The organism is Nocardia jiangxiensis NBRC 101359 (assembly GCF_000308615.1).
GTDB classification, from domain to species: Bacteria; Actinomycetota; Actinomycetes; order Mycobacteriales; family Mycobacteriaceae; genus Nocardia; species Nocardia jiangxiensis.
Genome location: NZ_BAGB01000152.1, coordinates 1 through 24,838, shown reverse-complemented (window position 1 = coordinate 24,838; position 24,838 = coordinate 1). Strand labels below are relative to the sequence as shown.

The 24,838-nt window shown below is 65.2% G+C and carries 22 protein-coding genes and 2 pseudogenes; 8 read left to right on the top strand and 16 right to left on the bottom strand.

Going from position 1 to position 24,838, the window contains the following annotated elements; genetic code table 11:
* The first annotated feature begins 31 nt into the window (after window positions 1–31).
* Window positions 32–397: an immunity protein Imm33 domain-containing protein gene (locus ON40_RS36265; RefSeq protein ID WP_051194108.1), complete on the top strand. Its 366-nt coding sequence runs from the start codon at window positions 32–34 to the stop codon at window positions 395–397.
* A 208-nt stretch (window positions 398–605) separates the two neighbouring features.
* On the opposite strand, the gene ON40_RS36260 is transcribed toward ON40_RS36265, so the two are convergent.
* Both ON40_RS36260 and ON40_RS36255 read right to left on the bottom strand, forming a co-directional pair.
* Window positions 606–1,028 carry a VOC family protein gene (locus ON40_RS36260; protein ID WP_040829852.1) on the bottom strand — a complete coding sequence of 141 codons (423 nt, stop codon included), beginning with the start codon at window positions 1,026–1,028 and terminating at the stop codon, window positions 606–608.
* Window positions 1,025–1,873, bottom strand: a complete 849-nt coding sequence (locus tag ON40_RS36255; protein WP_040829851.1) for an NAD(P)H-binding protein — start codon at window positions 1,871–1,873, stop codon at window positions 1,025–1,027. The genes ON40_RS36260 and ON40_RS36255 overlap by 4 nt, the downstream gene beginning before the upstream one ends.
* 75 nt (window positions 1,874–1,948) lie before the next feature.
* Between ON40_RS36255 and ON40_RS36250 the strand changes: the two genes are divergently transcribed.
* Window positions 1,949–2,857 carry an AraC family transcriptional regulator gene (locus ON40_RS36250; protein WP_040829850.1) on the top strand — a complete coding sequence of 303 codons (909 nt, stop codon included), beginning with the start codon at window positions 1,949–1,951 and terminating at the stop codon, window positions 2,855–2,857.
* A gap of 321 nt (window positions 2,858–3,178) precedes the next feature.
* On the opposite strand, the pseudogene ON40_RS36245 reads toward ON40_RS36250, so the two are convergent.
* The 7 genes and pseudogenes from ON40_RS36245 to ON40_RS36210 all read right to left on the bottom strand — a co-directional run.
* Window positions 3,179–3,496 (bottom strand): annotated as a pseudogene (locus ON40_RS36245) (transposase); the annotation flags it as partial.
* 70 nt (window positions 3,497–3,566) lie between these two features.
* On the bottom strand, window positions 3,567–4,967 hold the full coding sequence (locus ON40_RS36240) for an MmgE/PrpD family protein (RefSeq protein ID WP_040829848.1): 1,401 nt from the start codon (window positions 4,965–4,967) through the stop codon (window positions 3,567–3,569).
* 268 nt (window positions 4,968–5,235) lie between these two features.
* Window positions 5,236–6,939 (bottom strand): alpha/beta hydrolase fold domain-containing protein, encoded by a 1,704-nt coding sequence (locus ON40_RS48715; protein WP_051194106.1) that lies wholly within the window; start codon window positions 6,937–6,939, stop codon window positions 5,236–5,238.
* A 298-nt stretch (window positions 6,940–7,237) separates the two neighbouring features.
* Entirely contained in the window at window positions 7,238–7,723 is a 486-nt protein-coding gene (locus ON40_RS53515; RefSeq protein WP_051194105.1) for a hypothetical protein, read from the bottom strand.
* Between the two features lie 689 nt (window positions 7,724–8,412).
* Window positions 8,413–8,865, bottom strand: coding sequence for a tautomerase family protein (locus ON40_RS36220; RefSeq protein ID WP_051194104.1), 453 nt, complete (start codon window positions 8,863–8,865; stop codon window positions 8,413–8,415).
* 10 nt (window positions 8,866–8,875) lie between these two features.
* On the bottom strand, window positions 8,876–9,871 hold the full coding sequence (locus tag ON40_RS36215) for an LLM class flavin-dependent oxidoreductase (protein WP_040829847.1): 996 nt from the start codon (window positions 9,869–9,871) through the stop codon (window positions 8,876–8,878).
* A 46-nt stretch (window positions 9,872–9,917) separates the two neighbouring features.
* A complete protein-coding gene (locus tag ON40_RS36210; RefSeq protein WP_040829846.1) occupies window positions 9,918–10,667 on the bottom strand; it encodes an SDR family oxidoreductase in 750 nt (249 codons plus the stop codon).
* 88 nt (window positions 10,668–10,755) lie between these two features.
* Between ON40_RS36210 and ON40_RS36205 the strand changes: the two genes are divergently transcribed.
* The 5 genes and pseudogenes from ON40_RS36205 to ON40_RS36185 all read left to right on the top strand — a co-directional run bounded on the left by ON40_RS36205 (window position 10,756) and on the right by ON40_RS36185 (window position 15,509).
* Window positions 10,756–11,367, top strand: a complete 612-nt coding sequence (locus ON40_RS36205; protein ID WP_040829844.1) for a TetR/AcrR family transcriptional regulator — start codon at window positions 10,756–10,758, stop codon at window positions 11,365–11,367.
* 239 nt (window positions 11,368–11,606) lie between these two features.
* A pseudogene (locus tag ON40_RS55025) lies at window positions 11,607–12,014 on the top strand (zinc-binding dehydrogenase); the annotation flags it as partial.
* 391 nt (window positions 12,015–12,405) lie between these two features.
* Window positions 12,406–12,732 carry a Rossmann-fold NAD(P)-binding domain-containing protein gene (locus ON40_RS52650; RefSeq protein WP_157186652.1) on the top strand — a complete coding sequence of 109 codons (327 nt, stop codon included), beginning with the start codon at window positions 12,406–12,408 and terminating at the stop codon, window positions 12,730–12,732.
* A gap of 48 nt (window positions 12,733–12,780) precedes the next feature.
* On the top strand, window positions 12,781–14,199 hold the full coding sequence (locus tag ON40_RS36190; RefSeq protein WP_040829843.1) for a mercuric reductase: 1,419 nt from the start codon (window positions 12,781–12,783) through the stop codon (window positions 14,197–14,199).
* Between the two features lie 290 nt (window positions 14,200–14,489).
* A complete protein-coding gene (locus ON40_RS36185; RefSeq protein ID WP_051194102.1) occupies window positions 14,490–15,509 on the top strand; it encodes a zinc-dependent alcohol dehydrogenase family protein in 1,020 nt (339 codons plus the stop codon).
* 144 nt (window positions 15,510–15,653) lie between these two features.
* On the opposite strand, the gene ON40_RS36180 is transcribed toward ON40_RS36185, so the two are convergent.
* The 6 genes from ON40_RS36180 to ON40_RS36155 all read right to left on the bottom strand — a co-directional run bounded on the left by ON40_RS36180 (window position 15,654) and on the right by ON40_RS36155 (window position 21,113).
* Window positions 15,654–16,400, bottom strand: a complete 747-nt coding sequence (locus tag ON40_RS36180; protein WP_083896163.1) for an SDR family NAD(P)-dependent oxidoreductase — start codon at window positions 16,398–16,400, stop codon at window positions 15,654–15,656.
* A 168-nt stretch (window positions 16,401–16,568) separates the two neighbouring features.
* Entirely contained in the window at window positions 16,569–17,186 is a 618-nt protein-coding gene (locus ON40_RS48705; protein ID WP_157186651.1) for an SDR family NAD(P)-dependent oxidoreductase, read from the bottom strand.
* Between the two features lie 183 nt (window positions 17,187–17,369).
* The gene (locus ON40_RS36170) at window positions 17,370–17,780 is read right to left on the bottom strand and encodes a thiocyanate hydrolase (RefSeq protein ID WP_245568148.1); all 411 of its coding nucleotides are present in this window, start codon (window positions 17,778–17,780) and stop codon (window positions 17,370–17,372) included.
* A gap of 1 nt (window position 17,781) precedes the next feature.
* Entirely contained in the window at window positions 17,782–18,489 is a 708-nt protein-coding gene (scnC, locus tag ON40_RS36165; RefSeq protein WP_040829840.1) for a thiocyanate hydrolase subunit gamma, read from the bottom strand.
* Between the two features lie 39 nt (window positions 18,490–18,528).
* The gene (locus ON40_RS36160) at window positions 18,529–19,371 is read right to left on the bottom strand and encodes an SH3-like domain-containing protein (protein ID WP_040829839.1); all 843 of its coding nucleotides are present in this window, start codon (window positions 19,369–19,371) and stop codon (window positions 18,529–18,531) included.
* Window positions 19,372–19,406: 35 nt separating this feature from the next.
* Complete coding sequence (locus ON40_RS36155; protein WP_157186650.1) at window positions 19,407–21,113, bottom strand: alpha-keto acid decarboxylase family protein; 1,707 nt, start codon at window positions 21,111–21,113, stop codon at window positions 19,407–19,409.
* 782 nt (window positions 21,114–21,895) lie between these two features.
* Between ON40_RS36155 and ON40_RS36150 the strand changes: the two genes are divergently transcribed.
* On the top strand, window positions 21,896–22,864 hold the full coding sequence (locus ON40_RS36150) for a zinc-dependent alcohol dehydrogenase family protein (protein ID WP_040829838.1): 969 nt from the start codon (window positions 21,896–21,898) through the stop codon (window positions 22,862–22,864).
* A gap of 389 nt (window positions 22,865–23,253) precedes the next feature.
* Here ON40_RS36150 and ON40_RS36145 read toward each other — a convergent pair whose 3' ends face one another.
* Complete coding sequence (locus ON40_RS36145; protein ID WP_051194099.1) at window positions 23,254–24,801, bottom strand: FAD-dependent monooxygenase; 1,548 nt, start codon at window positions 24,799–24,801, stop codon at window positions 23,254–23,256.
* Window positions 24,802–24,838 lie beyond the last annotated feature (37 nt).

Below are 24,838 nucleotides of genomic sequence, written 5' to 3'. Positions count from 1 at the left end.
AGACCAAGGGGTGCGATCGAATAGTGCAGAGATGCTCGAACTACAGCAGAGCGTATGCGCCCGATATGGTCTGGTGGGTGTCGCGCCCGAGCCCGTGGTCGCCCTGGCTCGATCGACGGTGGGCGCGATGCCGCTCTGCGGCAATCGGTTCCAGCTCGGCGAGGGCGACAACATCGGGTGGTTCATCCACTGCGGTGAATTCTCCGATGCCGACGACTTCTACTCACCGGTTCATACCGAGCACTTGCACCAGCTACTGCCCCTGGCGGTCAGCTATCTGTGGTTGCCGCCGGGAAGTCGGTTTGTCGTCGACGATCAGGGATACGAGGACATCTGGCAAGAACTGCATCAGCGATCCACCTGTACCGGACCGTGCCAGCTCGTTAGCGAACGATGAACCGCACGACCTGCTCGACCGGTACTCGGCAATAGCGAATGTTCTCCGCAACAGTCGATCTCGCCGTGCGGAACGAGCGCCCAGCGGCATGTGCGGATGTTGTCTTCACGATCACTCGTCTGTTCGGTGGTGGCAAACATTCTCAGCTGGTGCCGGTGCGTCGTGATACGTGCCGACGCCGGTCTCTGTGCCTTTGCTGTCGGGGGTTCTAGTGTCGGGGGTTCCAGGCTTTGCGGACGAACTCGAGCCGGTTGCCGTCGATGTCGGCGACGTTGGCGGCGTAATAGCCGGGGGCGAAGTAGGTTCGGTCGGCCGGTGGTCCTTCGTCGATGCCACCGGCGTTGATGGCGGCGGCGTACGCGGCGTCGACGGCATCGTTGGTGTCGCACACGATGCCGACGTAGAGACCCGTCTCACCGGCATTGCGCTGCCGCAGCCAGATACTCGAGCCGACACCGGTGCCGGATATATAGACGGCGTCACCGATGCCGAAGAGGTCGGGGACGTCGTCCGGCCCCCAGGAGGCGCTGTAGGTCCCGAACTCCTTCCAGCCCAAGGGTTCGAGGGCTTGGAGGTAGAACGCCGATGCGGTGTCGATGTCGGTGACCGAGATGTAGATGTGGTCGATCATTTCAGGCCCTCGCTCCATGCGGCGGCGTTGGCGTGTGCGAAGTCTCGGAAGGTCCGCGCGGGGCTGCCGGTGATCTTCTCGACGGTGTTATCAGGATGCGACCCGTTGCCCGAGGCGATTGTTTCGGTCAATTGGCGAAGTACGGGGCCGTATTCGACAGGCATGCCCGTCGACAACACGCCCGCGATCCATGTTTCGCGGTCCAGGTCCTGGTGGATGACCCGTTGGCCGGAGGTCTCGCTGATGATGGCGGCAGCCTCGGCGACGGTGAGGGCCTGTGGACCGGTCAGGCTGTATGCCGCGCCGGTGTGTGCAGCTGGGGTGATCAATGTGATCGCGGCGACGGCTGCGATGTCGTCGGCGTCGATGAATGCCTCGGCACCTTCACCGGTGGGGACGACGATGGCACCATCGATCGGCTCGAGGAAGGTCTCGCTGAAGTTCTGCATGAACCACGCCGGGCGCAGGATCGTGTGGCTCAGTCGATTTCGCGCGATCAGGTCCTGCTCGACCGAGCGCGTGGCGACCTCGACCGGCGCGTGCTCCATCCCGTATGCACTGAGGAAGGTCACGTGCTCGACCCCTGCTGACTCAGCCTGGTCGAGGAACAACGAAACGTCCGCGGCGAAGTCGGTGCGCATGATGGGCGCGATCAGGTAGACCCCGGTGACGGCCTCGAGCGCTGGGGCGTAGGTGTCGTGATCGCTCCAGTCGAAGGTGATGTCGGCGCCGGACCGCGCGGCGGTTCGGACCGCGATACTGCGGCTTCGGAGGTTGGAGACGACGCGGGAGCCGGTCTTGCCGGTCGCTCCGGTGACAAGGACCGTGTGCTGTGATTCGTCCATGCCTCTACGGTGCTCTAGCGTAATGCGCCTATCAATGCGTATTGCGCTCAGATTGCAACGCGTTACGCTCACACTGTGGATGTCTTGCAGGACTATCTTGTGCGGGCTCGCGCATCGGGAGCGGTCTTCGCGCGGTCGGTAGCCCGCCCGCCCTGGGGATTGACCTTGCCGGGCTCCATCCAGCTGTCGCTGCACACTGTGCTGCGCGGCCACGCGTGGCTCTGGCTGGACGAGCCGGCCGACGCCGAGCGACTGCTACCGGGCGACCTCGCGATCGTGGTCGGTGGCCGCGACCACCACATTGCCGACGAGCCGAAACCCGGCAGATGCGTCTCCCATGAACAGTTCTGGGCGGCCACCGCAGACGCTGACGCCACCGATCCGGCCGCATCCGTATTCCTGTGCGGCGCTTATCGTCTCGCCGGTGACATCGGCCGAAGTCTGATTCAGGCGCTCCCGCCCCTGCTGGTCATCCGGCCGTCCGCGCATGATCAGGTACACGATGTCGTTTCCCTGATCTCGCGGGAGCTCCAGGAATCGGCGCCCGCCGGCCAGACCGTCCTCGACCGCCTACTCGACGTTCTGCTCGTCCTTGTCCTGCGAGCGTCCTATCAGCAGAGCTCGAGCGCGCCACGGTGGTACCGCGCCAGCGAAGACCCCCGACTCAGCCGAGCGTTGCAGGCGATGCACGAAGAGCCACACCGCGGCTGGACCGTCCCCGAACTCGCGCGCCTGACGGCTATGTCACGCCCCTCGTTCGCCCGCAACTTCGAGCGCGCGCTCGGACAGACCCCGATGCAGTACCTGACGGACTGGCGTCTGACCCTGGCCCGGGACTACCTGCTGTCCGGCGAGCTCACCCTCGAGCAGATCGGCCGCAGGACCGGCTACACCTCTACCAACGCGTTCGCGGCGGCTTTCCGTCGCTACCACGGCGTTCCACCCGGCCGCTGGCGTCAGGCGAATACGCCTGCACCCCGATAGTCCGGCCACAATCAATCGTCCCAGCCACCGCAATGACCCGGCCTTCCGCGACTCAGCCCAACCGGTTTGTCGTCGATGTCATAGCAACACCGATACGGCTGCGGTGCAGCCCGAGAAGTAGCCGAACATCCTGGAATCGGCACTACCGCGCGTTCTCGGGTGGCTCCGCCGACCATGGCATCAACCATTCGACCAGTCAGATCCTGCCAAGATCTTGACGGTGAAGATGGATGGGTCGCGTAGGCGTCGGGTTTGACCTCTATCTTGACCGAACTCCTTGTCCGGGTGTCCTTCTTGAGATCTGGGTCGGGTTGCTGGACTTCAGGCCACGGGTTGGACGGACTGCTGCATCTTCTCGTACTCGATCGGAGTTCGCATGCCGAGGGCCGAGTGTCGGCGTCGCCGGTTGTGGAAGATCTCCAGGTATTCGAAGATAGCGTTGGTCAGCTCAATCCGACTCTTCCAGCGCTGTCGGTTGAGAAGCTCGGTTTGCATTCTGCCCCAAAAGGATTCGATCACGGCATTGTCGTAGCAGTCGCCGATCGATCCCATCGACGGCACCAGTCCGGACGTGCGCGCCCGGTCGGTGAATGCCCAGGACGTGAACTGGACGCCATGTCGGAGTGCAAGCCGCCCACCTGTTCAAGCATCCATGCCTGGCTTCGAAGACCTCCGCGATGTCTGGGCACAATGCTTGGTACAGGCGTGCTCATAACCGGCCCCGGCTGCGAGGGCGTTTCGGGGCAGGACTCACTGCGCCGAGCAGCCCGCTGAGTTCGGTGATCGGGATGTCCTCGAGTTTGTCGACGGCGCTTATGATGTCGGCTTGCAGGGCGTCGTCGGCGAAGGGCTCGGCCAGCCAGCCGAACTTGTCGACGACGCGGTCCCAGGACATCGGCCGGGTCGGGGACCCCTCGAAGTCGGACTGTTCCTGATCGAATGTGCGTCCGTCGTACAGCTCGATGTGTACCCGGATCGAGGTGCGTTCGGGGTAGGCGGCTGTGAGATCGGCGGCCGCTGTGACGGTGACGCGCCGCAGCAGGTCTTGCACATCGTCGCGGCGTACCCGTTCGGTTTCGAGTTGTTCGGGCCCGACCTGGCCGTCGAGCAGCGCGACGGCGCTGAGGTATTTGAGGTTGTAGTCGGCTTGATCCTTCGTCCGGGGGTGGTCCTTGTCGCCGTAGTGGCCGCCGCCGATGTCGTACGCGCCCTCGAACACCTCTAATCTCACACCGGCGACGTCGTGGCCGGTGAGGTGGTGTCGGTCGCGGATCGCCAGAATGGCGTCGATGATGTTCTGGCCGTGGATCAATGAGCAGTACTGCTTGAGGTAGGTCTGCTCGACAGCGGTCAGAGAATGGTCGTCGGTGTGGAAATCGATGGGCTGCTCGAACAACTGAGCCAGACCGTTGGGACCTTCGATCAGTGCACGGGGACCGGTGATGCCACGCCCGACGAGCAGGGTCGTGTAGACCGCGCGCATGCCCGTGATCGCCGGGGAGATTCCTTTCCAGTTCGACACCGGCTCAGAATGCACGGCGGCCAGCGACACGTTGTCAGCACTGGATGCGGCGATGGCGGACGCGGTGTGCTGAGCATCGAACTGCAGCAGTTTCGACGCTGCGGCCGCCACCGACATCGCCAGTTGCAGTGCGTGATTGAGTCCGTGCGCCATGACCGGCACCTGCGCGCTGAATCGACAGTCCACTTCGAACGCGACGGCCAGGGCCAGCAGGAAGTCCGCCCCTGTGGCCCCGACGTGTTCGGCCATCGCCAGGACAGCGCCGAAATTGTCGGCGGGGTGACACAACCCTCCCGGCGTCAGAAACGTGTCCAACAGGTCGCGGTAGCGCACCAGGACGGTGTTGAAGAACGCCGCCTGATCGACCGATGTCCGACCGCCGCCGATATACGTGGCCGTCGGCCTGCTGCTGAACTGCTCGGCTTGCGCCCGGATCGCGGGGATCAACTCGCCGTCCAGAGCGCCGAGCGCGCAGGCGATGCTGTCCAGCACGTTTCGTTTGAGTGTGGGCAGCGACGACCCCAGATCCGACAGGGAGGCGTCCACTACGAACTGGCCCAATCGGTCAACTTCATAACTGTGCTCCATCGGTTACACCTTCCGTTATTCAGGTTTTCACTGCAGGGCAGACTTTCGTGCGGTGTCGTACCGACGCTGTCGTCAGATCCGCGCGAACCAGCACCTGTGGCGAACTCGACCAGGCAATGACGATGGCGACCGAGGTGGAGACAGTTGCCTACATCGAGGTAGTCACCGACACCTACGCCGCTTCACGATCGGCACTGAAGCTGGGTGACAATCAGGCATCGCTGTACAACGCGTAACCGCGACTGTTTGTTCGGCGAGCAGTGGGAACTCAGCTCAGTTGCTGATCCAACGCCATATCTGCTCGTGGCGGTGCGGTCCAGGTGTCGTTGAAGTCGAGCACAGCCACCTCTACTGCGGCGCCGGCGGCAGCGAGGTCGGCGGCGAGCTGGGCGGGCGCGGGATCATTGGGCGGATAGTGCACCGGGATCACCGTGGTCACACCGAGCCAGCGTGTGGCCAGGGCCGCGTCGGCCGGCGGCAGTTCGACGACCTTCACCGCACCGACCCACACGCCTCCAACGCCCAGGATCGCGATCTGCGGCCGGTACAGCTCCCCCCAGGTCCGCAGATCCTCCGACAGGGACGTGTCCCCACCGCAGAAGATCCGCTGCCCATCGGCGGTGGTGAGCAGAAAGCTCTGCGGCTCGTCGGCGAGGAACTGACCGTCGACCGTCATGCTGGACTCATGCCGGGCCGGCAGGGCCTTGATTGTCACGTCGCGGAAGTGGAACTCCACTCCGGACACCATCGGGCCGAGGCGCTGCACGGGAATGCCGGCCTCCAGCGCGGCCCGAAACAGCGCGGTTCCGCAGACCACGGTGGCCTGCCCGGCCTCGGCGATCTGCAGGGCCTGGCCTCGGTGGTCGTAGCCGGCATGAGTGACGGCGATGACGTCGGCTCGGGCGAGCTCGGCTGCATGGATTGGACTTTGCGGAAGTCCGGTGTGGAATCCTTCGGAGCCGGCGAGGTAGGGGTCGACGAGCACCCGGGTACCGCGCTGGGTGACGATCTCACAGGCCGCCCATCCGATGCGTCGGATTGTCAGCGGTCGGTCGCCGGAAGCCGGGGGCGCGGCGGTGAGCTGCTGGGCGGTGAAGGCGGCTATCCGGTCGAGTACGGCGCGTGCGGCTTCGGTTGGCAGCAGCGGGAATCCGTGCGGCATGCCTTCCCACATCGCCAAGCTCACTTCGACGCCGTCTGCGGCCGCCCGTTGTGCGAACCGGGTCGCGTCGTCGCGCAGCAGTTCCGCGTCGCCGCAGACAATCAGCAGCGGTGGCAGCCCGGCGCAATCCCCGGCCAGCGGGGACTGGGGCGCTGCGGCCGGGTTCGCGCCGCCCAGGTAGGCGTCGCGGGCCTGCCTTACCTCGGCGTCGGTGACCGTGTCCTTGCCGCGGTTGGCGATCAGGGAGTCGCCGCTGAGGGTGAAGTCGGTGATCGGGGAGATCGCGGCAGCGCCCGCCGGTAGGGGTCGACCGGACTCGTGTAGGGCGAGCAGGGCCGAGAGCGCAAGGGTCGCTCCGGCCGAATGGCCGACGAGCACAATGCGTTTCGCTGGTATTCCCTGATCCAGCAGGGCTTGGTAGGCGGCGAGCACGTCATCGAGGGCGGCGGGGTACGGGTGCTTCGGGGCCAGCCGGTAGTCGACCAGCAGCACCGGCAGGGCGGTCGCCGCCGACAGCCGGCCAGCGAAGACACCGGCAGGTTCGTCGTACTGGAACCGGCGGGCATGCAAGTACAGCACCACGCCGGAGCTTGCGGTACCGGGCGCGGCGACCCACTCGCCCCGCACCGAGCCCGTCCGAAAAGTCGTCGTCGCGAAATCGGACGAGAATGCAGGCTCACCGGGCGCGGGCTCACCGAGACGGTCGAGCAGGGCCCGCCCCGAGTCACCGCCGACCACATGTGCATTGGCCACCGCGTCGGCAACCACCTCGAGGTCACCGGCAGACACCGGATGGACAGTCGTGCGCATGTAGCTCTCCCCTCAGAGGTAACCGAATGTTGCCTTGATGGGCGCCCTGTTCGAATAAGTTGGGCCGGTTGTCGTCAAAGAAGTCACGGTTGTCGTCAAACGCCCGAAAATCAGGCCTGAAACCGCATTTTGGCTGGTGGGCCCTACTATAACTCGAAATCGCAGGTAGAGGCCCTGGAGGTCCTGCGCCGGAAGCTTCCTGACCCCACCGCATTCGCCGCACGGACCGATCATGGCGGACAGTTGCCGGACAATGCCGTGGTGCCGCTTTCAGGGTGTTCTGCTGTGTAGGACGCGGCTATTTCGGGTTCTCCAGTAGCCCGTTGGCGATGATGTCGGCGGCGGTTTCGAGCAGTTCTCGTAGTTCGGTCTCGGTCCGGTGTAGTTGATCCGGTCGCCAATTGAGGCTGATGATGCCGTTCCAGGCGGCCAACAAGACAGTGGCAACCCTTGATGGGTCGACCGGCCGTGCGATGCCCGCGGCGATACCGGCGCTGAGGGCATCGACGAGACGATCGTTCTGTCGCTTGATATTTCGCGCCAAACGTTCGGACAGCTCTCTTCCGGCCGAGTATCGGCCCGGATCGGCCGGGAAGGCGAGCATGCGGCGGACAGGGTGGTCGCTGGTGCGCGGGTGCAGGCTGAGTTCGGCGCCGTCGCAGGTGACCCGGAAGGAGGCGTCCTCGACGTGGATGGCGACGATCCGGCCAGCGTGAGCGTCCGATTCGCAGGGGCTGGCGAGCGACCATGATGACTCCGTCGACTGGGACCTTGCGTTGGACACTGATCGGTCCTGGTGTCGGCGGTGGAAGCGGAGTGTGCGCGACCTGGCCGGCGAAGTTCGCGCTCACCTTGGCTCTCCGCACGGGAGCGACCACGGCGATCTGCCCCCTCGGCGAGACGACGGGTATCGACTTCGGTAGCAGCGGCTCGGCCAGAGCCCGCAACTCGTCCGGGACAAGGCGTTTGGACAACTCATCGACCACAAGTCGAACATCATGCAGCACAACCGGATCCGACGCAGCAGAACCGAATCACAACCACGTGAGACACGGTCTGAGCAATGCCGATCTTCGAATGCCGCCGGTGGGGGTTGTAGAACGCCTCCACGTAGTCGAAGATCGCGTTGGCCAACTGCTGCTTCGTCGCCATGGCTTGGTGTCCAGAAGCTCCAATTGCGATGTGCCGACGAAGCTTTCGGTCATGCTGTTGTCGAAGCTATCACCCGCCGAGCCCATCGATTGCGCGAACCCGTTGTCCGCCAGACGATTAGGGAACCGGATAGCCGTGTAGGTCTCGGGTTGAACCGCGGTCGCTGTGGTGTATCATTGCCAGTCGCGGATCTCGCGGCTCCAGACCGCGTATTCCATTGCCCCGAGCACCAACTCGGTGTCGAAGCGGTCGGCTCTGAGTGGCCGGCTCGCGCCTTTGTTGTCGGTGTTGCGCTACACACGGCATTCCACGATGTGAGAGTCACGCACCGAGTGCGTGGTCCGGCGTGACCAGCTGATTGTGTACGTTCGGCGGGAGGTTGTCGAACCAGCTCCGTTCGGCTCCGGGTTCGGGCAGAGCGTGGCCGAATTCGACCATGTCGCCGGGGGAGAGCTCGCTCAGATACACCCACACCGCCGATGAGGAGATCTGCAGCGTGCGTGTGAGGAGATCGGTGATACCCGCCGTGATGCGTTTATTGCGGTCGCCGGTCGGCTTGCTGCGAATGTGCCCATGGACCCACACCCCGTTGGCGGGGGCGGGCTGTCCGCCGATGAAGTGGTCGTCCGGATCGAGAGTGTGGAATATGCACTGGCTCAACATGATCGGAGCTCCGGTGACTTCATGGTGGATCTGCGCGATCCCCGCGGCGAGTTGCGCCTTGGCCGCGGCGTCGACCTGACCTCGGTGGGTGTAGCACTCGTATGTGGGCACGGCGGTTCTCCTAGTTGTCCGGGTTCGTCTGCTTGGCAACGGCGACGAACGCCGCCAGCTCTGCGGCGATATCCGGACCCGTTGGCTGGTAGATGATTTCGGTGATGCCGTCTCGTTCGATTGCCGCCAGGCGGCGGGCGAGCTCGTCGGCGGTGCCGGTCAGTGTGGTCGTGGGTATCGCCGCCCAGCTGCCGGCCTCCCAGGCTGCCCGGTCGGCCTCGCTCGAGCCGACCAGGTGCTGGTCGAAGATCGCGAAATGGCGGTCGGCCTCGGGCACTCGGTTGATGGTGTCGACCCACACTCGGCCCGCGGGCAAAGCTGTGAGATCTCCGCCGAATTCGTAGGCCGCATGGTAGGCGAGCGCATTTCCAGGACCGGCCGCTGCGGCGACGCGAGGGGAGTTCAGGGCCTCTCCGGGAGCGAGGACCGTCCCGTGCGTGGGTCGGCTGACCCAGGTGAAGTCCTCGGCGGAGGCGGTATCACCCTTGGTGAACAGGCCGTCGCCCAATTCCTTTGCCACACTGAGACCTTTGGGGCCGTACGCCGAGATCAGCACCGGCACATCGATCGGTCTGCGGGGCGCGTGGCCTTCGGGATGCAACATCCGCATGTGGTGTCCGTTCCAGTCGACGGTTTCACCGCGCAGCAAGGCTCGGAATGTTCTCACATAATCGGTCAGATACGCCCAGGTTGTGGCCTTGGCCCCGATCGCTCTGGCACCGGAGTGGCCCGTACCGAACGCCACCGCTACCCGCCCCGGCGCCATCGCAGACAGTGCCGCGGCCCCCGCGACATTGACCATCGGGTGCCGCAGCGCCGGTACCAGGACCGCGGGCCCGAGCCCGATGCGCTCGGTACGTGCGGCCGCCAACGCCAGCATCATCCACACATCCGGGCCTTGATGGGGTGCGTCATGCAACCAGGCGCGGTCATAACCGAGTTGCTCGGCGACGGCGATATGCGCCGGTGAATCCAGAGACGTCGCGAAATGCGCGGAGATCTTCACTGCCGTAGTGCCTTTCACAAACAGGGTGCGATGGATGTCTTGTGCCTTAGAGCGCGGTGTTGTACGCGGCGTAGAACCGGTCGTAGGTTTCACCACGCGTGGCCAGCCACTGCGGTTTCACCCGTTCCACCACGATTTCGGTAGCCTGTGGCTGCGTCTGCAACAGCGACATCGTCTCGGCGACATAGGAATCCAGCGGCATCATCGTGTCGGGGTCGAGGTCCAGCCCGTCCGCGAGTTCGGTCTGCACCCGTGGCGGGATGATTTCGATCACCTGAACCGCGGTGTCGCGCAACTGGAAACGCAGCGACTGGGTGTAGGAGTGCAGCGCGGCCTTGGTCGCGCAATATGTCGGCATGCTCGCGTTCGGCACGAACGCCAGCCCGGAGGTGACGTTGAGAATCGCGGCGTTCGGTCGACTCACCAGCGTGGGCAACAACCCCGAGGTCAGACGGATCGGCCCGAGGAGATTGACCTCCACGATCGCCTGCGCCGTCTCGGCATCTCCGGTGGCCAGATCCTCGACGTGCGAGATACCCGCGTTGTTGATCACGACATCGAGGTCCGGAAAACGGTCGGTCACCTCCGCGGTGAATCGCCGGATGTCACCGGGGTCGCCCTGATCCAACTGCAGATACTGCATGCCCGGGTTCGCGCCCGCGACGGCCTCCAACGGCGCTCGGCGCCGCCCTGCGATGACCACCCGATTACCCATTCGATACAGCGCTGTGGCCAAACCGCGGCCGATTCCACTGCCACCACCGGTCACCAGGATCGTGTTGCCCGTCAACTGCATGACATCCCCACTTTGTAGACGTATCCGTTCACTATTGCTCCCAGCGTATGTCCGGAAGATAAGGAACGCAAGCGGCTACTATGGTCGGGTGTCGAACAAGGATGGAGTCACCCGCGGTCGCCGGCGGGGCGAAGAACTCGAGCGCGCCCTGTATGCCGCGACCCTGGCTGAGCTGGCCGACGTCGGGTATAGCCGACTCGCCATGGAGGCGATTGCGGCACGCGCCCAGACGGGCAAGGCGGCACTGTATCGGCGCTGGCCCACCAAGCAGGCGCTGGTACTGGCCGCTTTGCTCCATGTACTGCCCCCGCTCCCCGAGCCGAGCGCCGAGCGTTCGAAGCGGCAGAACCTGCTGTCCGTGCTCATCGCAATCGGCGAGGTCATGGCGGGTAGAACAACGTTTCCGGGTCTCGATATCCTCGGCCAGGTCCTGCGCGAACCGGAACTGCGAGCCATGTATGCCGAGAAGTTGATCGCCCCACGGATACAGGTGATCGACACCATCCTGCGGGACGTCGAGACCGGCGGCGAGTTCGACCCGGGCACGCTCCCGTCGCTGAACGCGCGCATCGGACCGGCGCTGATCATCCAACAGGTGCTCCTCACCGGCGCGCCGCCGACGCGGCGAGAACTCGGCGAGATCGTCGACGCCCTACTCCCCGAACCGTCCCCGGCGTCCCCAACCGGCGACTCCCGTTAGCGCTTCGTCGTATCGGTCGACCCGTCGATACACATCAGTCAGGTTCGCTGAATCCCCTGCACGGACTCTCGGCATCCCTAGGATCGGTTGGGGATCCCTGTGACAACGCTCCGGTCGAATCGATCATCGTTCTGTTCGAAACCGGCCGAAGTGGCAGTTCTCGGCGACCGCCACGGGTCCCCGCAGCGCGCAAGCTGATCCGTGGTGGTGAGTGCATCGACACCCTGCCCAGGAAGGACCGAATCATCGGCACCGGCCGGGCCCGTGACCGGGACAGGGCGCTCGCGCTCGGCGTGGATACCTTCCTCGACACCGACGCCGAAAAACTGGAGGATGTCGGCGAGGTCGACGTCGTGTTCGACGTGATCGGCGGAGACATCCTCGACCGTTCGGCCGCGCTGGTGCGCGCCGGCGGCACGCTCGTCACCATCGCCATGCCACCCAAGGTCCGGCCACGGGACGGGCGGGCTGTCTTCTTCGTCGTCGAGCCCGACCGCGACCGGCTCGCCGATCTCGCCGCGCGAGTGCGGGACGGACGGCTCGGCCTGACCGTCGGCGCCGTACTGCCACTCACCGAGGCACCCGGCGCATTCGCTCCCGCCGAACGCAATCCCGGCAAGACGATCATCCGCGTCACCGAAAACTGAAGGAGCGACCACTCGCGAAAGGAACGCGGGTCGCTGCACAATGAAGACCAGCAGCCCCGCAAACCCGGGCTGCCGGTCGATATGGTTTCACGGGTCATAGGTCACACATCGTGGGTGCGCGTCGCCGAGCAGGGTCGCTGCCGAATCCGATGGGAGGCGCGACATGACATCGACGTACATGGGCAATCGGCTGCCTTACTTAGCCGAGCACGTCTTGAATTGGTCGGGTGTGCCGGTCGTGCATATCAGACCGACGGTGTTTCTGGACAATCCGATATTCACCGGATTGGCGGCACCGTCGCTGCGCGAGCGAAATGTGTTGGCCCTACCCTTCGGAACGGGTCGTACGTCACCGATCGCTACCAGCGACGTAGCCCGCACGATTGCGGCAGTGCTTTCAGATCCCGCCCGCCGTGTCGGCGATGTCTACGAATTGACCGGTCCGGCGCGTTTGGACATCGATGGCCTGGCCGCGGAGTACACCGCGGGGCTGCATCGGCAGATTCGCGGCGCCGACATTCCGCAGGAAACCTGGGTCGAGGAGGTTCCCGAGACCGCTGGTCTACCCGCGCACGTCGAGCAGCACCTGGCCACAATGGCACTGCTGCGTCGCGCGGGACGCTACGACCGAGCCACCGACGACGTCGAGAAGATCGCGGGTCAGCCGCCATGCACGGTCGGGCAGTACATAGCCGAACACCCGGAACTGTTCTCGTAATGGTCGGAGGTGCGGCGTCGTGACGCGACGACGAGGGGAGAAGAAGCAATGGCCGATGAGCACTACGACACCATCGTGATCGGGACCAGCCAGGGCGGCCGGTTTCTGCCCGTCGAGCTGGCGAAGGCCGGCCAGAAGGTGGCGCTCGTCGAGCGTGACCAACTCGGGGGTGTCTGCGTGAACCGGGGGTGCACCCCGACCAAGACGATGGTCGCCAGCGCGCGCCTGGCCTACCAGGCGGGTCGCGGCGCAGAGTACGGCGTGCGTACCGGTCCGGTTTCGGTGGACCTGGCCGCGGTGCGAGAGCGCAAACGAGCCATGGTCACCGGCGCGCGGGGGAACTACGCAAGCCGCCTGCCGCAGGACGGGCTCGAACTGATCGAAGGCGAGGCTCATTTCACGGGCCCGAAGTCGATCGAGATCGCCTTGACCGACGGCGGGACGCGGCAGATCGACGCGCCGGTGATCGTCATCGACACGGGCGCGCGGCCCAGGCCGCTGGCGATCCCCGGTGCGGGCGATGTCCCCGTACTCGATTCGACCTCGATCATGGAGTTGGACGAGCTCCCGGAGCATCTGATCATCCTCGGCGGCGGCTACATCGGGCTGGAGTTCGGTCAGATGTTCCGCCGGTTCGGCAGCGAGGTCACCATCGTCCAACGCGCCGCGCGCCTGCTCAGAAGCGAGGACCAGGACGTTTCGGACGAAGTTGCCGCAATCTTGCGCGAGGACGGGATCACCGTCTCGACCTCCTCGACACCGGTGCGAGTCGAGCCAGCCGATGGTGGTCGCCTGCGGTTGGGCGTTCGCACGCAGGACGGTGAGCGACAGCTCGAAGGCTCGCACCTGCTCGCGGCCATCGGCCGCGTTCCGAATACGGAGGCGCTCACCACCGAGGCGGCCGGCATCCGTCTCGACGACCACGGCTTCATCGAGGTCGACGAGTACCTGGAAACCAGTGTCCCCGGCGTCTACGCGATGGGGGACGTCACGCCGGGCCCGGCCTTCACCCACTCGTCCTACGACGATTACCGCATTCTGCATGCCAACCTCATCAGGCACGAGAAGGCGAGCACGCGGGACCGGATCGTCCCGTACACGGTGTTCATCGACCCGCAGCTCGGCCGCGTCGGCGCGACCGAGCATGAGGCGAAGGCGCAAGGCCACGCGATCCGGGTGGCGAAACTCCCGATGAGCGCCGTCATCCGGGCCATCGAGACCGGCCAGACGCGTGGCTTCATGAAGGCCGTCATCGACGCGGACACCGGGCAGATCCTGGGCTGCGCGGTCCTCGGCAGTGAAGGCGGCGAGATCACGACCATGATCCAGATCGCCATGTTGGGCAATCTCACCTACACCGCCATGGCCGACGCGATCTTCACACACCCGCTCCTGGCCGAAGGCCTCAACAGCCTCTTCGCGATGTTCGACGCTCGAGGCGGGCGTTGCCACACTCTTGTGACCTGAAGTCAACGAAACCGACTCGGGGGTGAATCAAGGCCCGCACTCGCCGGGGATGTCGTTCACCGGCAGCTACGCCCATCGAGCATCGGGCACAACGTGCCACAGGGCACAAGCCCACAGGATTTCGCCGACGCCGTCGTCGAAGCCCGGCGGCTAGCAGCGGTGGCAGCATTGAAGCTGGTAGGACCGGAATGGGCCGCGCTGATTCGAATCATGGCTGTCGAAAGGCAAGGCCGACGCGATGCACATCGAACCGTGTGAGATCTGGATCCGATCGAAGGAGCGCCAGCACGATGACAACCATGCGGTCTCTCGTTGCCGATACGTTGGGTGAACCGTCCGAGGTCCTGCGCCTGCGGGATCGTCCGATTCCGGAGCCCGGTCCCGGCGAGGTCCGAATCAAGGTGGTAGCCGTACCGGTGCATGCCAGCGATCTGCATACCATCCGCGGCAGATACGGATTCACCCCGGAGTTCCCCACCGTGCCGGGAATCGAATCCGTGGGTGTGATCGACGAACTCGGTAGCGGCACAGCTGGTCTGAGCGTCGGGCAACGTGTCATCACGATCGGAGTGACGGGCACGTGGCAGGAGTATGTCGTTGCCGAGGCTCGGCGGGTGCTGCCCGTTCCCGCGGGAATGAGCGATTCCACCGCGGCCCAGATGCTGGCCAATCCGCTCACCGCGGTGATCTTGACCGGTGACGAACTCGATGTCCGACCGGGTGAATGGCTCTTGCAGACCGCGGCAGGTTCAACCGTGGGCCAGTTGGTCATCCAGCTCGGAGTGCACGTCGACTTCAAGACCCTCAACGTGGTCCGCCGTCGATCCGCGGTCGAGGACGTTCTCGCGATGGGCGGCACCGCGGCGATCTGCACGGCGGACGAGGACCTGCGTGAACGGGTCGCGGACATCGCCGGCCACGACGGCGTGGCCAAGGCGATCGACTGTGTCGGCGGTCAGGTGGGTGCGGACGTCTCGCGCGCGCTGGCACCGCACGGCGAGTTGGTCATCTACGGTGCGCTGTCCACGCACCGCCAAACCGATCCCGGCAAACTCACCATCCCGATCTCCGCACGCTCACTGATCTACGAAACCAAGACCGTTCGGGGGTTCTGGCTGTTCCGCTGGCTCACCGAGACCCCGAAGGACCGGATGGCCGCGGCGATCGACCGGACGCTCCGGCTCGCCGACAGCGGCGCGCTGCGCGTGCCGGAGGGCCGGCCGATCCCCTTGGAAATGTTCAGCGAGGCAGTCTATTTGGCCGAAGCTCCCGAACACGGGGGCAAACCGCTGCTGGTATTCGAACGGTAGGAGCCGGACGCGGCAGACCAACCATCGACTGGCCGATCTTCCAAGAGTGCACCTGGCCCGGTATTGGAAGAGCGCCGACAGTTCGAGCGGTAACTCGAAGAACTCGACGCCGTCCCGGCCTTGAAAAAACCGTCGGGATCGTGCTCACACGGCGGTTCGCCCGCCATCGACCGGCAGTACGGCACCGTGTATGAAGCTGGCGCGGTCACCGGCCAGAAATGCGATGGCCTCGGCGATCTCTTCAGGGGTTCCGGGACGTCCCGCAGGCCCCTGTGCGGCCAGTTGGTCCAGGGCCTCACCCCACGCCGCGGTGCCTCGAGTGCGGGTCGGTCCAGGGCTGACGGCGTTGACCCGCACTCCACGCGGACCGTATTCGGCTGCCCAGGACTTGGTCAGCAACGCCAGGGCCGCCTTGCTGGCGCCGTAGAGGCCTTCGTCGACGGTCCCGAGTTCGGCGACCATTGTGGTGATGTTGATGATCGCGCCACCGCCGCGTTCGGCCATTTTCGGTGCCAGCTCGGCGACCAGGAAGTACGGCACCTTGACGTTGAGTCCGAACACCGCGTCGAAATCTGCTTCCGTCATCTGCTCGGTCGGGCCGTACGGAAAGACACCGGCGTTGTTGACAAGGACGTCGACCCGGCCGAGCTGTTCGACCGCACGCCCGGCGAGTGTCCGTGCCGACGCCGCATCGCGCAGGTCCGCAGCGATGAACTCCGCACTCCCGCCCGCGGTGCCGATCTCCGCGACCACGTCCTTGCCGCGTTGCTGATCACGACCGGACACGGCCACGCGGGCCCCCAGCCGCGCCAGTTCCACTGCGGCCGCCCGACCGATCCCACTGGTGCCGCCGGTCACCAACGCCGAGACTTCAGACAATGCACTCGCCATTGCTCGCCTCCTGTTGTCCGCTTCGACCCCTAGGTGCATGCCCGCAGTGATCGGTGACCTCGTTGTGGTTGTCAGTGCCCGCGAACCGGACTTGTTCATACACTGCGATCGATTCGTCTTACAGCGGGCATCAATCGTGACCCTGCAGACCGCGTAGTCTCATTGATCCTACTCGGACAGGGTGTGCAGCCCGTCGCACGCTGAAAGCTGTTGCGGGTCAGCGGGAATGCTGATCCATGGGGGACCTCCGACAACATCGGATTCACAGGAGCCCGCCGACCACGGCACGGTGTGCGAGTGTCGAGGACTGCGGTGGCCCAATGGCACCAAGATCCCGGCAGGGGCATTTCGCGCTGCCCGTACGGATGGCCCGCTAATCCGAACATCCATTGACCGCCGTTGACGTGGATAACCGCACCGGTGATGGCGGCTGAACGTGTCGAGCACAGGAAGCCATTCCTCATCGGTGATCTCGAAGAAGTCCTTGTAAAGTCGGCGGGCTGCGTTGCTGACGTAGATATCAACGCCGCCGAATGTCGCCTCGGCCTGGGTCCGAATGCGCTCTACAGTCGCCTTGTCCGCGGCGTCGCCCAACACCACGAGGGAGCCGACGCCGAGATCTCTGGCCTCCTCGGCCACTGAGTCGGCTTCCGCCTGGTCGCTGCGGGTATTGACAATGACGTTCGCGCCGCAGCCGGCCAGCTCGAGCACGATCGTCCGCCCGATATTCCGCCCCGAGCCCGTGACCACTGCTGTCTTACCTGCAATTCCGAAGATGTCGCTCATCTGCGCCTGCCTTTGATACAGAATCTGCGGTGGATGGTGGTTCACCATGAGGCGCCCGGCACTATTCCGTCGAGGGCGCGGGTTTCCAGGCGGTCCGACGGTTCCACTGATGGACGGGCCGTTGGTCCTCCGCAGACGGCACGAGACCCTTGCGGGCCGGACTGCGGTGGTCTGGTGGCCGTGTCAGGTCTCGAGGCGTTGCCGGACGGTCACCATGCGATCGCGCAGCGCGCCCTCGTCGATGACGCCTCGCCAGATGAGCGAATGGGCTAGTGCGACCAGCTGAGACTCGGGGAACGGTAAGTCCGCATACCGCTCCTGGGACAGGGCGTCTTCTTCATTGCGGCGTTCCCGGAACGACAACACCGTTCCCGGGTGTGCGCACGAAACGTCGTCGAGTGCGTCGCACATCCCATCGAGACTGCTCTTCCACGGCGGGACGGGATTGCTGACCGACCACTTCCGGCTCAGCGCCTGCCACAGGTGGTCGCGGCGAGCGGTGAGGTCTTCGAGCACGTCGACGCGGGTGGCCAGCAGGGACGGGTCGACCTTCGCGTCGACCCCGGACCTGTTCTGCTTGCTCATATCTGCCATGTCACTGGCCTCCTCGCTGCGCTTCGCGGATCCGGTTGGCCGTGACGTCGGCGCTCACGCCGGGCTTGGGCAGGGCGACGCCGATCAGGCAGTCGCGCGTGACGATGTGGGTCAGCTCGTCTTCGGACCAGTTTTCGGTGCCGTCTGGACGCATCGGCAGCACCATGAAGCGGTGTTTCTGGTTGGAGTCCTCGATGCGGATCTCGACATCGGCGGGCAAGTATGTGCCGAACTCGGCGAGGACGTCGCGCGGGTATCGGACCACCCGGCGACGGTAGTTGGGCGTGCGGTACCACTCGGGCGAGTTGCCGAGCAGTGGCCGCGGGTAACAGGAGCAGAGCGTGCAGACGATGACGTGGTGCAGCGTCGGGGTGTCCTCGAGGATGTGCAGGGCGGTGAAGTCGCTCGGGGTGCCGAAACCTGTGGGTTCCAGCCAGTCGACGCCGACGGTCTTGCATGCCTCGATGGGCTCGGCGAGTGCGGTGCGTTTGAACTCCTCGTCGAGCCAGCACTTGGCGACGAGCCTCGCTGCGGGCAGCGGGCCGATGCGTTCGGCGAATTCGGTGAACGCGCGGTGGTCCTGCGCGGTGAAGATGCCCTTCTCGAGGCAGAGTTCGCGGACCGCGACCTCGAGGACCTCGAAGTCGGACACCTCCTCGACCATGGGCGCGGGCGGACGATGCTCATGCTGGTGCCCAGTCGTTGACATGGTGGTCGAAAGCCTTTCCTGGAGTTGGAGTGTCGCTTCTCAAACAGCCTGGATCCAGCGCTCGGGGAATTCGGTTTGCAGAGTGTCGGTCGCCTCGCCGGTGTAATCCGGCCAGAGTTCGGTCATCTTGAAGCGGACGATGTAGAACCACTCGGGCCGGGGTGAACCGAGGGCCTCATAATCGAATGCTTCGTCCTCGGCGGCCGGAGCCTCGTAGGCAACCGTCGCGATCTCGCCGACCGCGCCGCGGACGAACTCCTGGGTACGGGTATAGAACAGCGCCTGCACGTCACGGACCCGCACCGCGTCACCGACCGCGAACTCGGCCGGTGGCGCTTGGCCTGCGTACACCTGCGGATCGCCCTTACCGACCGCGTGCACGTGATGTTCGTTGCGGGGAACGTCCGCGCCGTCGGCGATGCCGCGCGGCTGCGGCTCGAGCAGCTCGTGTGGCGCCAGATCGGCGACACGGGCCTTCACCTCGTTGTACCTGGCGGTGAGTTCGGTCAGCGAGACCAGGTGCTTATCGATCAGCACCCGCGTGACGCCCAGCAACCATCGGCCGTAATAGGGCAGTCCCAAGTACATCGTGTTGCCCAGGTCGACGTTGTGCAGGCGCCGGCGCTCCTCCGACAGCCAGATACCCCGCAACCCGAGCACCTCGGCCATCACATAGGTGTTGTGCTCCCAATGCTCACCTTCCTTCTCGATGAATTCGATCGGGGCATCGCGCATCCCGCCGACGTCGTGCGAGGTCTTGAGATATGCCTCGATGCGATCGTTCGACAGCTCGTACGGAGCATCCGGGAGGTCCTGGAAAGCGGACCTCAATCGATTGACGAGGTCGAGCCGGTCGGCCCGGTCGCGCGCGCTGGTGGTCATGACGGGATTCCTTCCGCGAATGATCTCGACGGGTTTCACGCAGGTCGCAACTGAGCGCCGTCGTGGTGCTGTGGGCCGCGGGGACCGTAGTCGAGTTCGGCGCCTCTGTTGCTGCTGGCGGTGACCGCGTCGGGGGAGTCGAAGCGATCCATGATCGATTCGACGAAGATCAGCCTGTCGTTGGGCGCGGCGAGGGCCCTGTCCAGCTCGGCTGGAGTCTTGGCGACGAACGATTGTGCTGTGGTGTCGGGGCAGAGCACTGGGGGCAGGTCCGCGTATGCCCAGGTGGCGATGTCGTTGTAGGACTCGCTTCTGCCCAGGTAGCCGCGCTCGATGGTGTATCCACCGTTGTTGATCAGGAAGATCACCGGCGTGTGGTCGTGTCGCAGGATGGTCGAAAGCTCCTGCGCGGTTTGCTGGAACGAACCGTCGCCAACGAACAGCAGGTGGCGCCGGTCCGGTGCTGCGGTCAGCGTGCCGAGCAGGGCCGCGACCGAGTAGCCGATCGAGCCCCAGTTCACTGATCCGACGAAGGTGCAGCCCGGCGGGAGTTGCATACCGAACAGGGCGTAGGACGTGCCGTTGTCGACCAGGAGCACATCCCCGGGCCGGATGTAGTTCTGGATTGCCTGCCAGTACACGGCCTGTGTCAGCTTCGCGGAGCTGTCGGCGTGAGCGTGCGGCGTGGTTTCCGCGGGCCCAGGTATGGCACGACCGGCGACCCAGGGCATGGCGTCGATGACGCCACGGAGAACTTCAGCGAGTGTCACCGCCTGGTAGTTGGCGTCGCCGACGTCGGCCGAGTGTCCCCGTAGGTGGATCGTGTCGGCGGGCAGCGACACCGTGAAGTCGCCCGTGGTCACTTCGATCGGCCGGTAGCCGATGCACAGCAGGCAGTCGGCGGCCTGCATCGCCTCGATAGTCTGCTGCGCACTCGCCTTGCCGTTGTAGACACCGACGAACTGCGGGAACGTCTCGTCGATCACGGCCTTGGCCGTGCTGCTCGCTGCGACCGGCATGTGCATCTTCCCGGCCAGTTCCATGACTTCGGCGGCGACACCGAACCGGTCCACGTCCAGATCCACCAGAATTGCCGGTGCCGTGGCAGCGGACAATCGATCCGAGACTGCGGTGATGCACGACCTCAGCCGTTCGGGGTCGCTGGGCGGTTGTTCGAGTGCCAGCGCCTCGGCGGGAACCTCGATATCGAGATAGGCGATGTCGGAAGGCAACTCGAGATACACCGGCAGCTTCTCCCGCCACGCGGTCAGGATCAGCCTGTCGATCTCGATTGCCGCGTTGCAGGGGGTCAGCCGGGCCTGCGCGGCGGTAACCTGTGCGAAGGCGCCCAGGAACCGGTCCCAGGTTCCATCGGCCATCGTGTGGTGCATCCCCAAGCCCCGGTCGATGGACCGCAGGGGAATCGACCCGCAGATACAGACCACGGGAACGTGCTCGGCATAGCAGCCGGCAACCCCGTTGATCGCACTCATCGCACCCACGGCGTTCGTCACCAGCAGCGCACCCATACCGTTCAGCCGTGCATAACCGTCCGCGGCGTAGGCCGCGTTCAATTCGCCGCAATTGCCGACCCATCGCATGGCGCTGTGGTCCTCGAGCTGTTGGAGCAATTCGAGGTTGTAATCACCAGGGACGCCGAACAGGTGGCCGATCCCAGCCTCCGTCAGTCGGCGCAACAGAAACTCGCCGATCGTCATTCGTCGGGCCTCGCGCATGGACATCGTGTGCTCCTGTCGATCGTCCACGATGACATCAAGGTCGTCTCGAACTGGCCGTGGGTTTTTATTGCAGCGGCGTGATTCCTTGCGCGTTTCGAGGGAAGGTGGCGAGTACCTCCTCGGGGATGTTCAAGTGCTGGGAGACGAGCGAGTGCGGGACGTGCGACTCGATGGCGGGGTTCTGTGGCCCCGCCATGACGGTGCCGGAGTTCCTGCGGAGTCCATTGCTTCTCCTCGATGTCCTCGGCGATGCACACTCCTCGGTCAGCACCGACGGTCGACGCCGACCCGAACCCCACCCCACCAAGCCACACGACGACCGCGCTAGAGCCATATGGCACATCCGCATTGCCCCGCGGCCCCATCCGTCGTACTTCACCTGGTACGCCCACCCGGAATCCTCGCTGGGGCAGCGGTCCGGACGCCGCCACGACCCCACCGACGTGATCTGCTGTCCGGCAGAAGATCCCGAATCGGCTGCGATGCGCAAACGCCAACCAGCCGAACGACCAGATCCCGCCGAAGACGCAAGACATTCTAGAGTGGAATCGCCTCCTAGCTGGCCTTTTGCGCCGCAGCTCGCCGGTGGAGGCTGAGCACGAGCGCCAGGTTGACCAGGGACAGTGCCAGCGAGATCACCCCATGTCCGTGCGGTGGGTGGTGGATATACTTTCGGAGGGAAGGTGGACGCGCCTGGTTTGACGCGCCCACCGGGTGTTACTTCCTCCTGGCTCGGTAGGCAGCCGCTCACACAGCGGCCCCACCTTCGATGGAGAGGAATTAATATGCGCGCCATCCAGATCGAACGGTTCGGCGACCCCGCGCAGGTACTCCGCGTTGTCGACATCGAGGAGCCGCCGCCACCGGGTCCGCATGAGGTTCTGTTGAGCGTTGAGGTCTCGCCGTTGAACAAGCACGATCTACTGGTTGTCACCGGCATGCTGGCGCGCCCGCCCCTGCCTCACATACCAGGCGCAGAGGGGGTCGCGCGCGTTCTTGCCATTGGCGCCGAGGTCGATGGACTTCAAGTCGGCGATCTGGTCGTGCTACCCCTGTATGCCGGTGCGTGGCGTGAGCGGCTCGTCGTGCCCGCCGACGGTCTGTTCGCACTCCCCGCCGGCGGCGACATCGAGCAGTACTCGATGCTGGGCAGCAACCCTCCGGCGGCAGGGTTGATGCTCAGTGAGTGCACCCGCTTGCAGCCCGGTGACTGGGTGGTTCAGAACGCCGCGAACTCCGGTGTGGGACGGTCGTTGATCGCGTTGGCCAAACTTCGTGGGCTGAAGACGATCAACCTGGCCCGTGACGAGGCGACGTTCGCCGAGCTCACAGAGGCCGGGGCCGATGTGGTCCACGTCGACGACCCCGATGCGGTCGGCGATGTTCGAGCGGTGATCGGCGACGCGCGAGTGGCGCTGGCAGTGGAAGCCGTCGGTGGTCCAGTGGTGGGGCGGCTGCTCGAATTGCTGTCCGACGGTGGATGGTTGGTCAGCTATTCCTGGGCCAGGGACGAGCCCATGTGGGTCGATACCTCGGCACTGGTTGGCAAGCACCTCACCGTTCGCGGATTCTTTGTCGGCGACTTCGACTATCGCGACAAGGTGGTGCCTGTCATTCGTGAGGCGGCACCGCTGGTGGCCGACGGCGCCCTCGTTGTCCCCGTGGCGGGCGTGTACCCCCTCGACCATATCCAGGACGCGGTGCAGCATCTCCTCCGTGGCGGCAAGATCCTGCTGAACGTGGCGGGCCGATGAAGGCGACGAGCACTCGACCTCGGCACGGTGCGTTGACAAGATGCTTGCGTGACCAACCGACTCGACCCCCGGCGTCGCGCGGAACACTGACGAGGTGACGGCAACGACGGCTCATACGAGACACGTTCCGGGCCTCGGGCAGAGCACACAGAACGTTGCGGCGCGACTACCACCAGCACGACCAGGTGATGCCGAAATTCTTCTGTACCAACATCTTCAGATCACCAGTGATATTCAGAGTTGGCGAGTCGTGAGGCTCGGCCCGCTGGTCATGCCGCTGGCGATATTCGCAGGAACACACCGCTCCGAGGGCCGGCCACATCAGGTGCCCGTCGATGGCCGCAGCGGGCATCCTTCCCGCAAGAGCGGGATCCCGGGCATGGGGACACCTATGTGGCGCCGATGCCCGGGTTCTGGAGGGGGCGATCGTTGAGCGCAGGTCCGCACCAGGTGGTGAGGGCCTGCTGCAAGCCGGTGAGGTCGGGGGTGCTGTCGCTGGCCCAGGCCACGTATCCGTCGGGGCGGATCAGCAGTGCCGTGGGTGCAGGGATGTCCGCACCGGCGGGTAATGCCCAGATATCCGATGAACGGTCGGCTCGGACGATGTCGATCCGGTCCGCCCATCCAGCCGCGGCGTCGGGAGTGTTCATTGTGCCCGAAAAGTCCAGCAGCACAGGCCGTCCCGCGTGCAGGAGTTCATAGATCCGCTTGGCATCGGTGCTGGTGTTCAGGTCGGCGTCAGGAACCCGGCGTCCGAGCAGGGGGTGTTCCCCGGTCGTCGGATAGCGCAGGTCGAGTCCGGACAGGACGGCGGTCAGGTAGCGGTTGACGTCGTCGAAGCCGACCAGACGTGCCAGCAGCTCGAGCAGATCGGCCGGTCGCGGTCCCGGCTCGCACAGAATCGATTGCGCCCGAATGATTTTCAAGGTGTCGGCATCGGCTGCGTGTCGTTCGTCGTGGTAGGTGTCCAGCAGTGCGTCGGGTGCTTCACCGCGCAGTACCGCCGCGAGCTTCCAGCCGAGGTTGAAGGCGTCCTGGATGCCCATGTTCATGCCCTGCCCGCCCGCGGGCAGGTGAATGTGCGCGGCGTCACCGGCCAGGAACACCCGCCCGACTCGATACCGGTCGGCTTGGCGGATGCTGTCGGTGAAGTGGGAAAGCCAACTGGCGCTGCGCATCCCGAAATCGGTGCCCGCGATCCGGTGAGTCGCCGCGCGCAGTTCCTCGAGCGTCACCGGATCCCCGGCCCCCGCGGTCCGCTCGCGTTCGCTGGTGACCACGCGGTACCAGCCGGGCCGGAATCCGATCACCGTGATCAGTCCGGCCTCGCGCCGTTCCAGGAACATCGGCCGCTGCGGCGGCTCGTCGAGTTCGACATCACCGATCAGGCACACCATCGTCGGATCGGTGCCCGGGAATCCCACACCGATCGACTTGCGTACGATACTGCGGCCACCGTCGCACCCGACAAGGTAACTGCCGCACAGGGTTTCGACACCGTGCGGCCCTTCGACGGTGACCTCGACCCCCTCGGCGTCCTGACGCAGGCCGGTCACCTCGGTGGACCAGCGCACCGGCGCGCCGAGTTCGGCGGCGACGCTCTCGAGGACCTGTTCGGTATCGGCCTGCATGATGTTGTAGGCGTGCGGGAACCGGCTCGGCAGTTGCGAGTAGTCCAGGATGATGCCCGCGAAATTCCCGATGTTCAGCGGCGGGCCCAGGGCCAGGAAACGGTCGGCGAGGCCGCGCAGGTCGAACATCTCCACCGTGCGCGGCTGCATCCCTGCGGCTCGTGATCCCTCCACGCCGCGGTCGGTGCGGCGATCCAGGAGTAGCACCTCGGCTCCGCCGCGTCGCAGTTCGGTCGCGAGCGTCAAGCCGGTCGGCCCGGCTCCCACGATGATCACCGGCGCGTGAGTTCGGTTGTCGGTCGGCATGTCGGTCCTCCTGCACGTCATCGGCGGCCCTAACAAT

Bases quoted from the DNA above. Each gene is read 5' to 3' on its own strand.
- ON40_RS36240 (WP_040829848.1), bottom strand. From the start codon at position 4,967: ATGGAGCACAGTTATGAAGTTGACCGATTGGGCCAGTTCGTAGTGGAC.
- ON40_RS36265 (WP_051194108.1), top strand. From the start codon at position 32: ATGCTCGAACTACAGCAGAGCGTATGCGCCCGATATGGTCTGGTGGGT.
- ON40_RS36185 (WP_051194102.1), top strand. From the start codon at position 14,490: ATGACAACCATGCGGTCTCTCGTTGCCGATACGTTGGGTGAACCGTCC.
- ON40_RS48715 (WP_051194106.1), bottom strand. From the start codon at position 6,939: ATGCGCACGACTGTCCATCCGGTGTCTGCCGGTGACCTCGAGGTGGTT.
- ON40_RS36160 (WP_040829839.1), bottom strand. From the start codon at position 19,371: ATGACCACCAGCGCGCGCGACCGGGCCGACCGGCTCGACCTCGTCAAT.
- scnC (WP_040829840.1), bottom strand. From the start codon at position 18,489: ATGTCAACGACTGGGCACCAGCATGAGCATCGTCCGCCCGCGCCCATG.
- ON40_RS36180 (WP_083896163.1), bottom strand. From the start codon at position 16,400: ATGGCGAGTGCATTGTCTGAAGTCTCGGCGTTGGTGACCGGCGGCACC.
- ON40_RS48705 (WP_157186651.1), bottom strand. From the start codon at position 17,186: ATGAGCGACATCTTCGGAATTGCAGGTAAGACAGCAGTGGTCACGGGC.
- ON40_RS36260 (WP_040829852.1), bottom strand. From the start codon at position 1,028: ATGATCGACCACATCTACATCTCGGTCACCGACATCGACACCGCATCG.
- ON40_RS36170 (WP_245568148.1), bottom strand. From the start codon at position 17,780: ATGGCAGATATGAGCAAGCAGAACAGGTCCGGGGTCGACGCGAAGGTC.
- ON40_RS36145 (WP_051194099.1), bottom strand. From the start codon at position 24,801: ATGCCGACCGACAACCGAACTCACGCGCCGGTGATCATCGTGGGAGCC.
- ON40_RS36150 (WP_040829838.1), top strand. From the start codon at position 21,896: ATGCGCGCCATCCAGATCGAACGGTTCGGCGACCCCGCGCAGGTACTC.
- ON40_RS36155 (WP_157186650.1), bottom strand. From the start codon at position 21,113: ATGTCCATGCGCGAGGCCCGACGAATGACGATCGGCGAGTTTCTGTTG.
- ON40_RS36210 (WP_040829846.1), bottom strand. From the start codon at position 10,667: ATGCAGTTGACGGGCAACACGATCCTGGTGACCGGTGGTGGCAGTGGA.
- ON40_RS36190 (WP_040829843.1), top strand. From the start codon at position 12,781: ATGGCCGATGAGCACTACGACACCATCGTGATCGGGACCAGCCAGGGC.
- ON40_RS36255 (WP_040829851.1), bottom strand. From the start codon at position 1,873: ATGGACGAATCACAGCACACGGTCCTTGTCACCGGAGCGACCGGCAAG.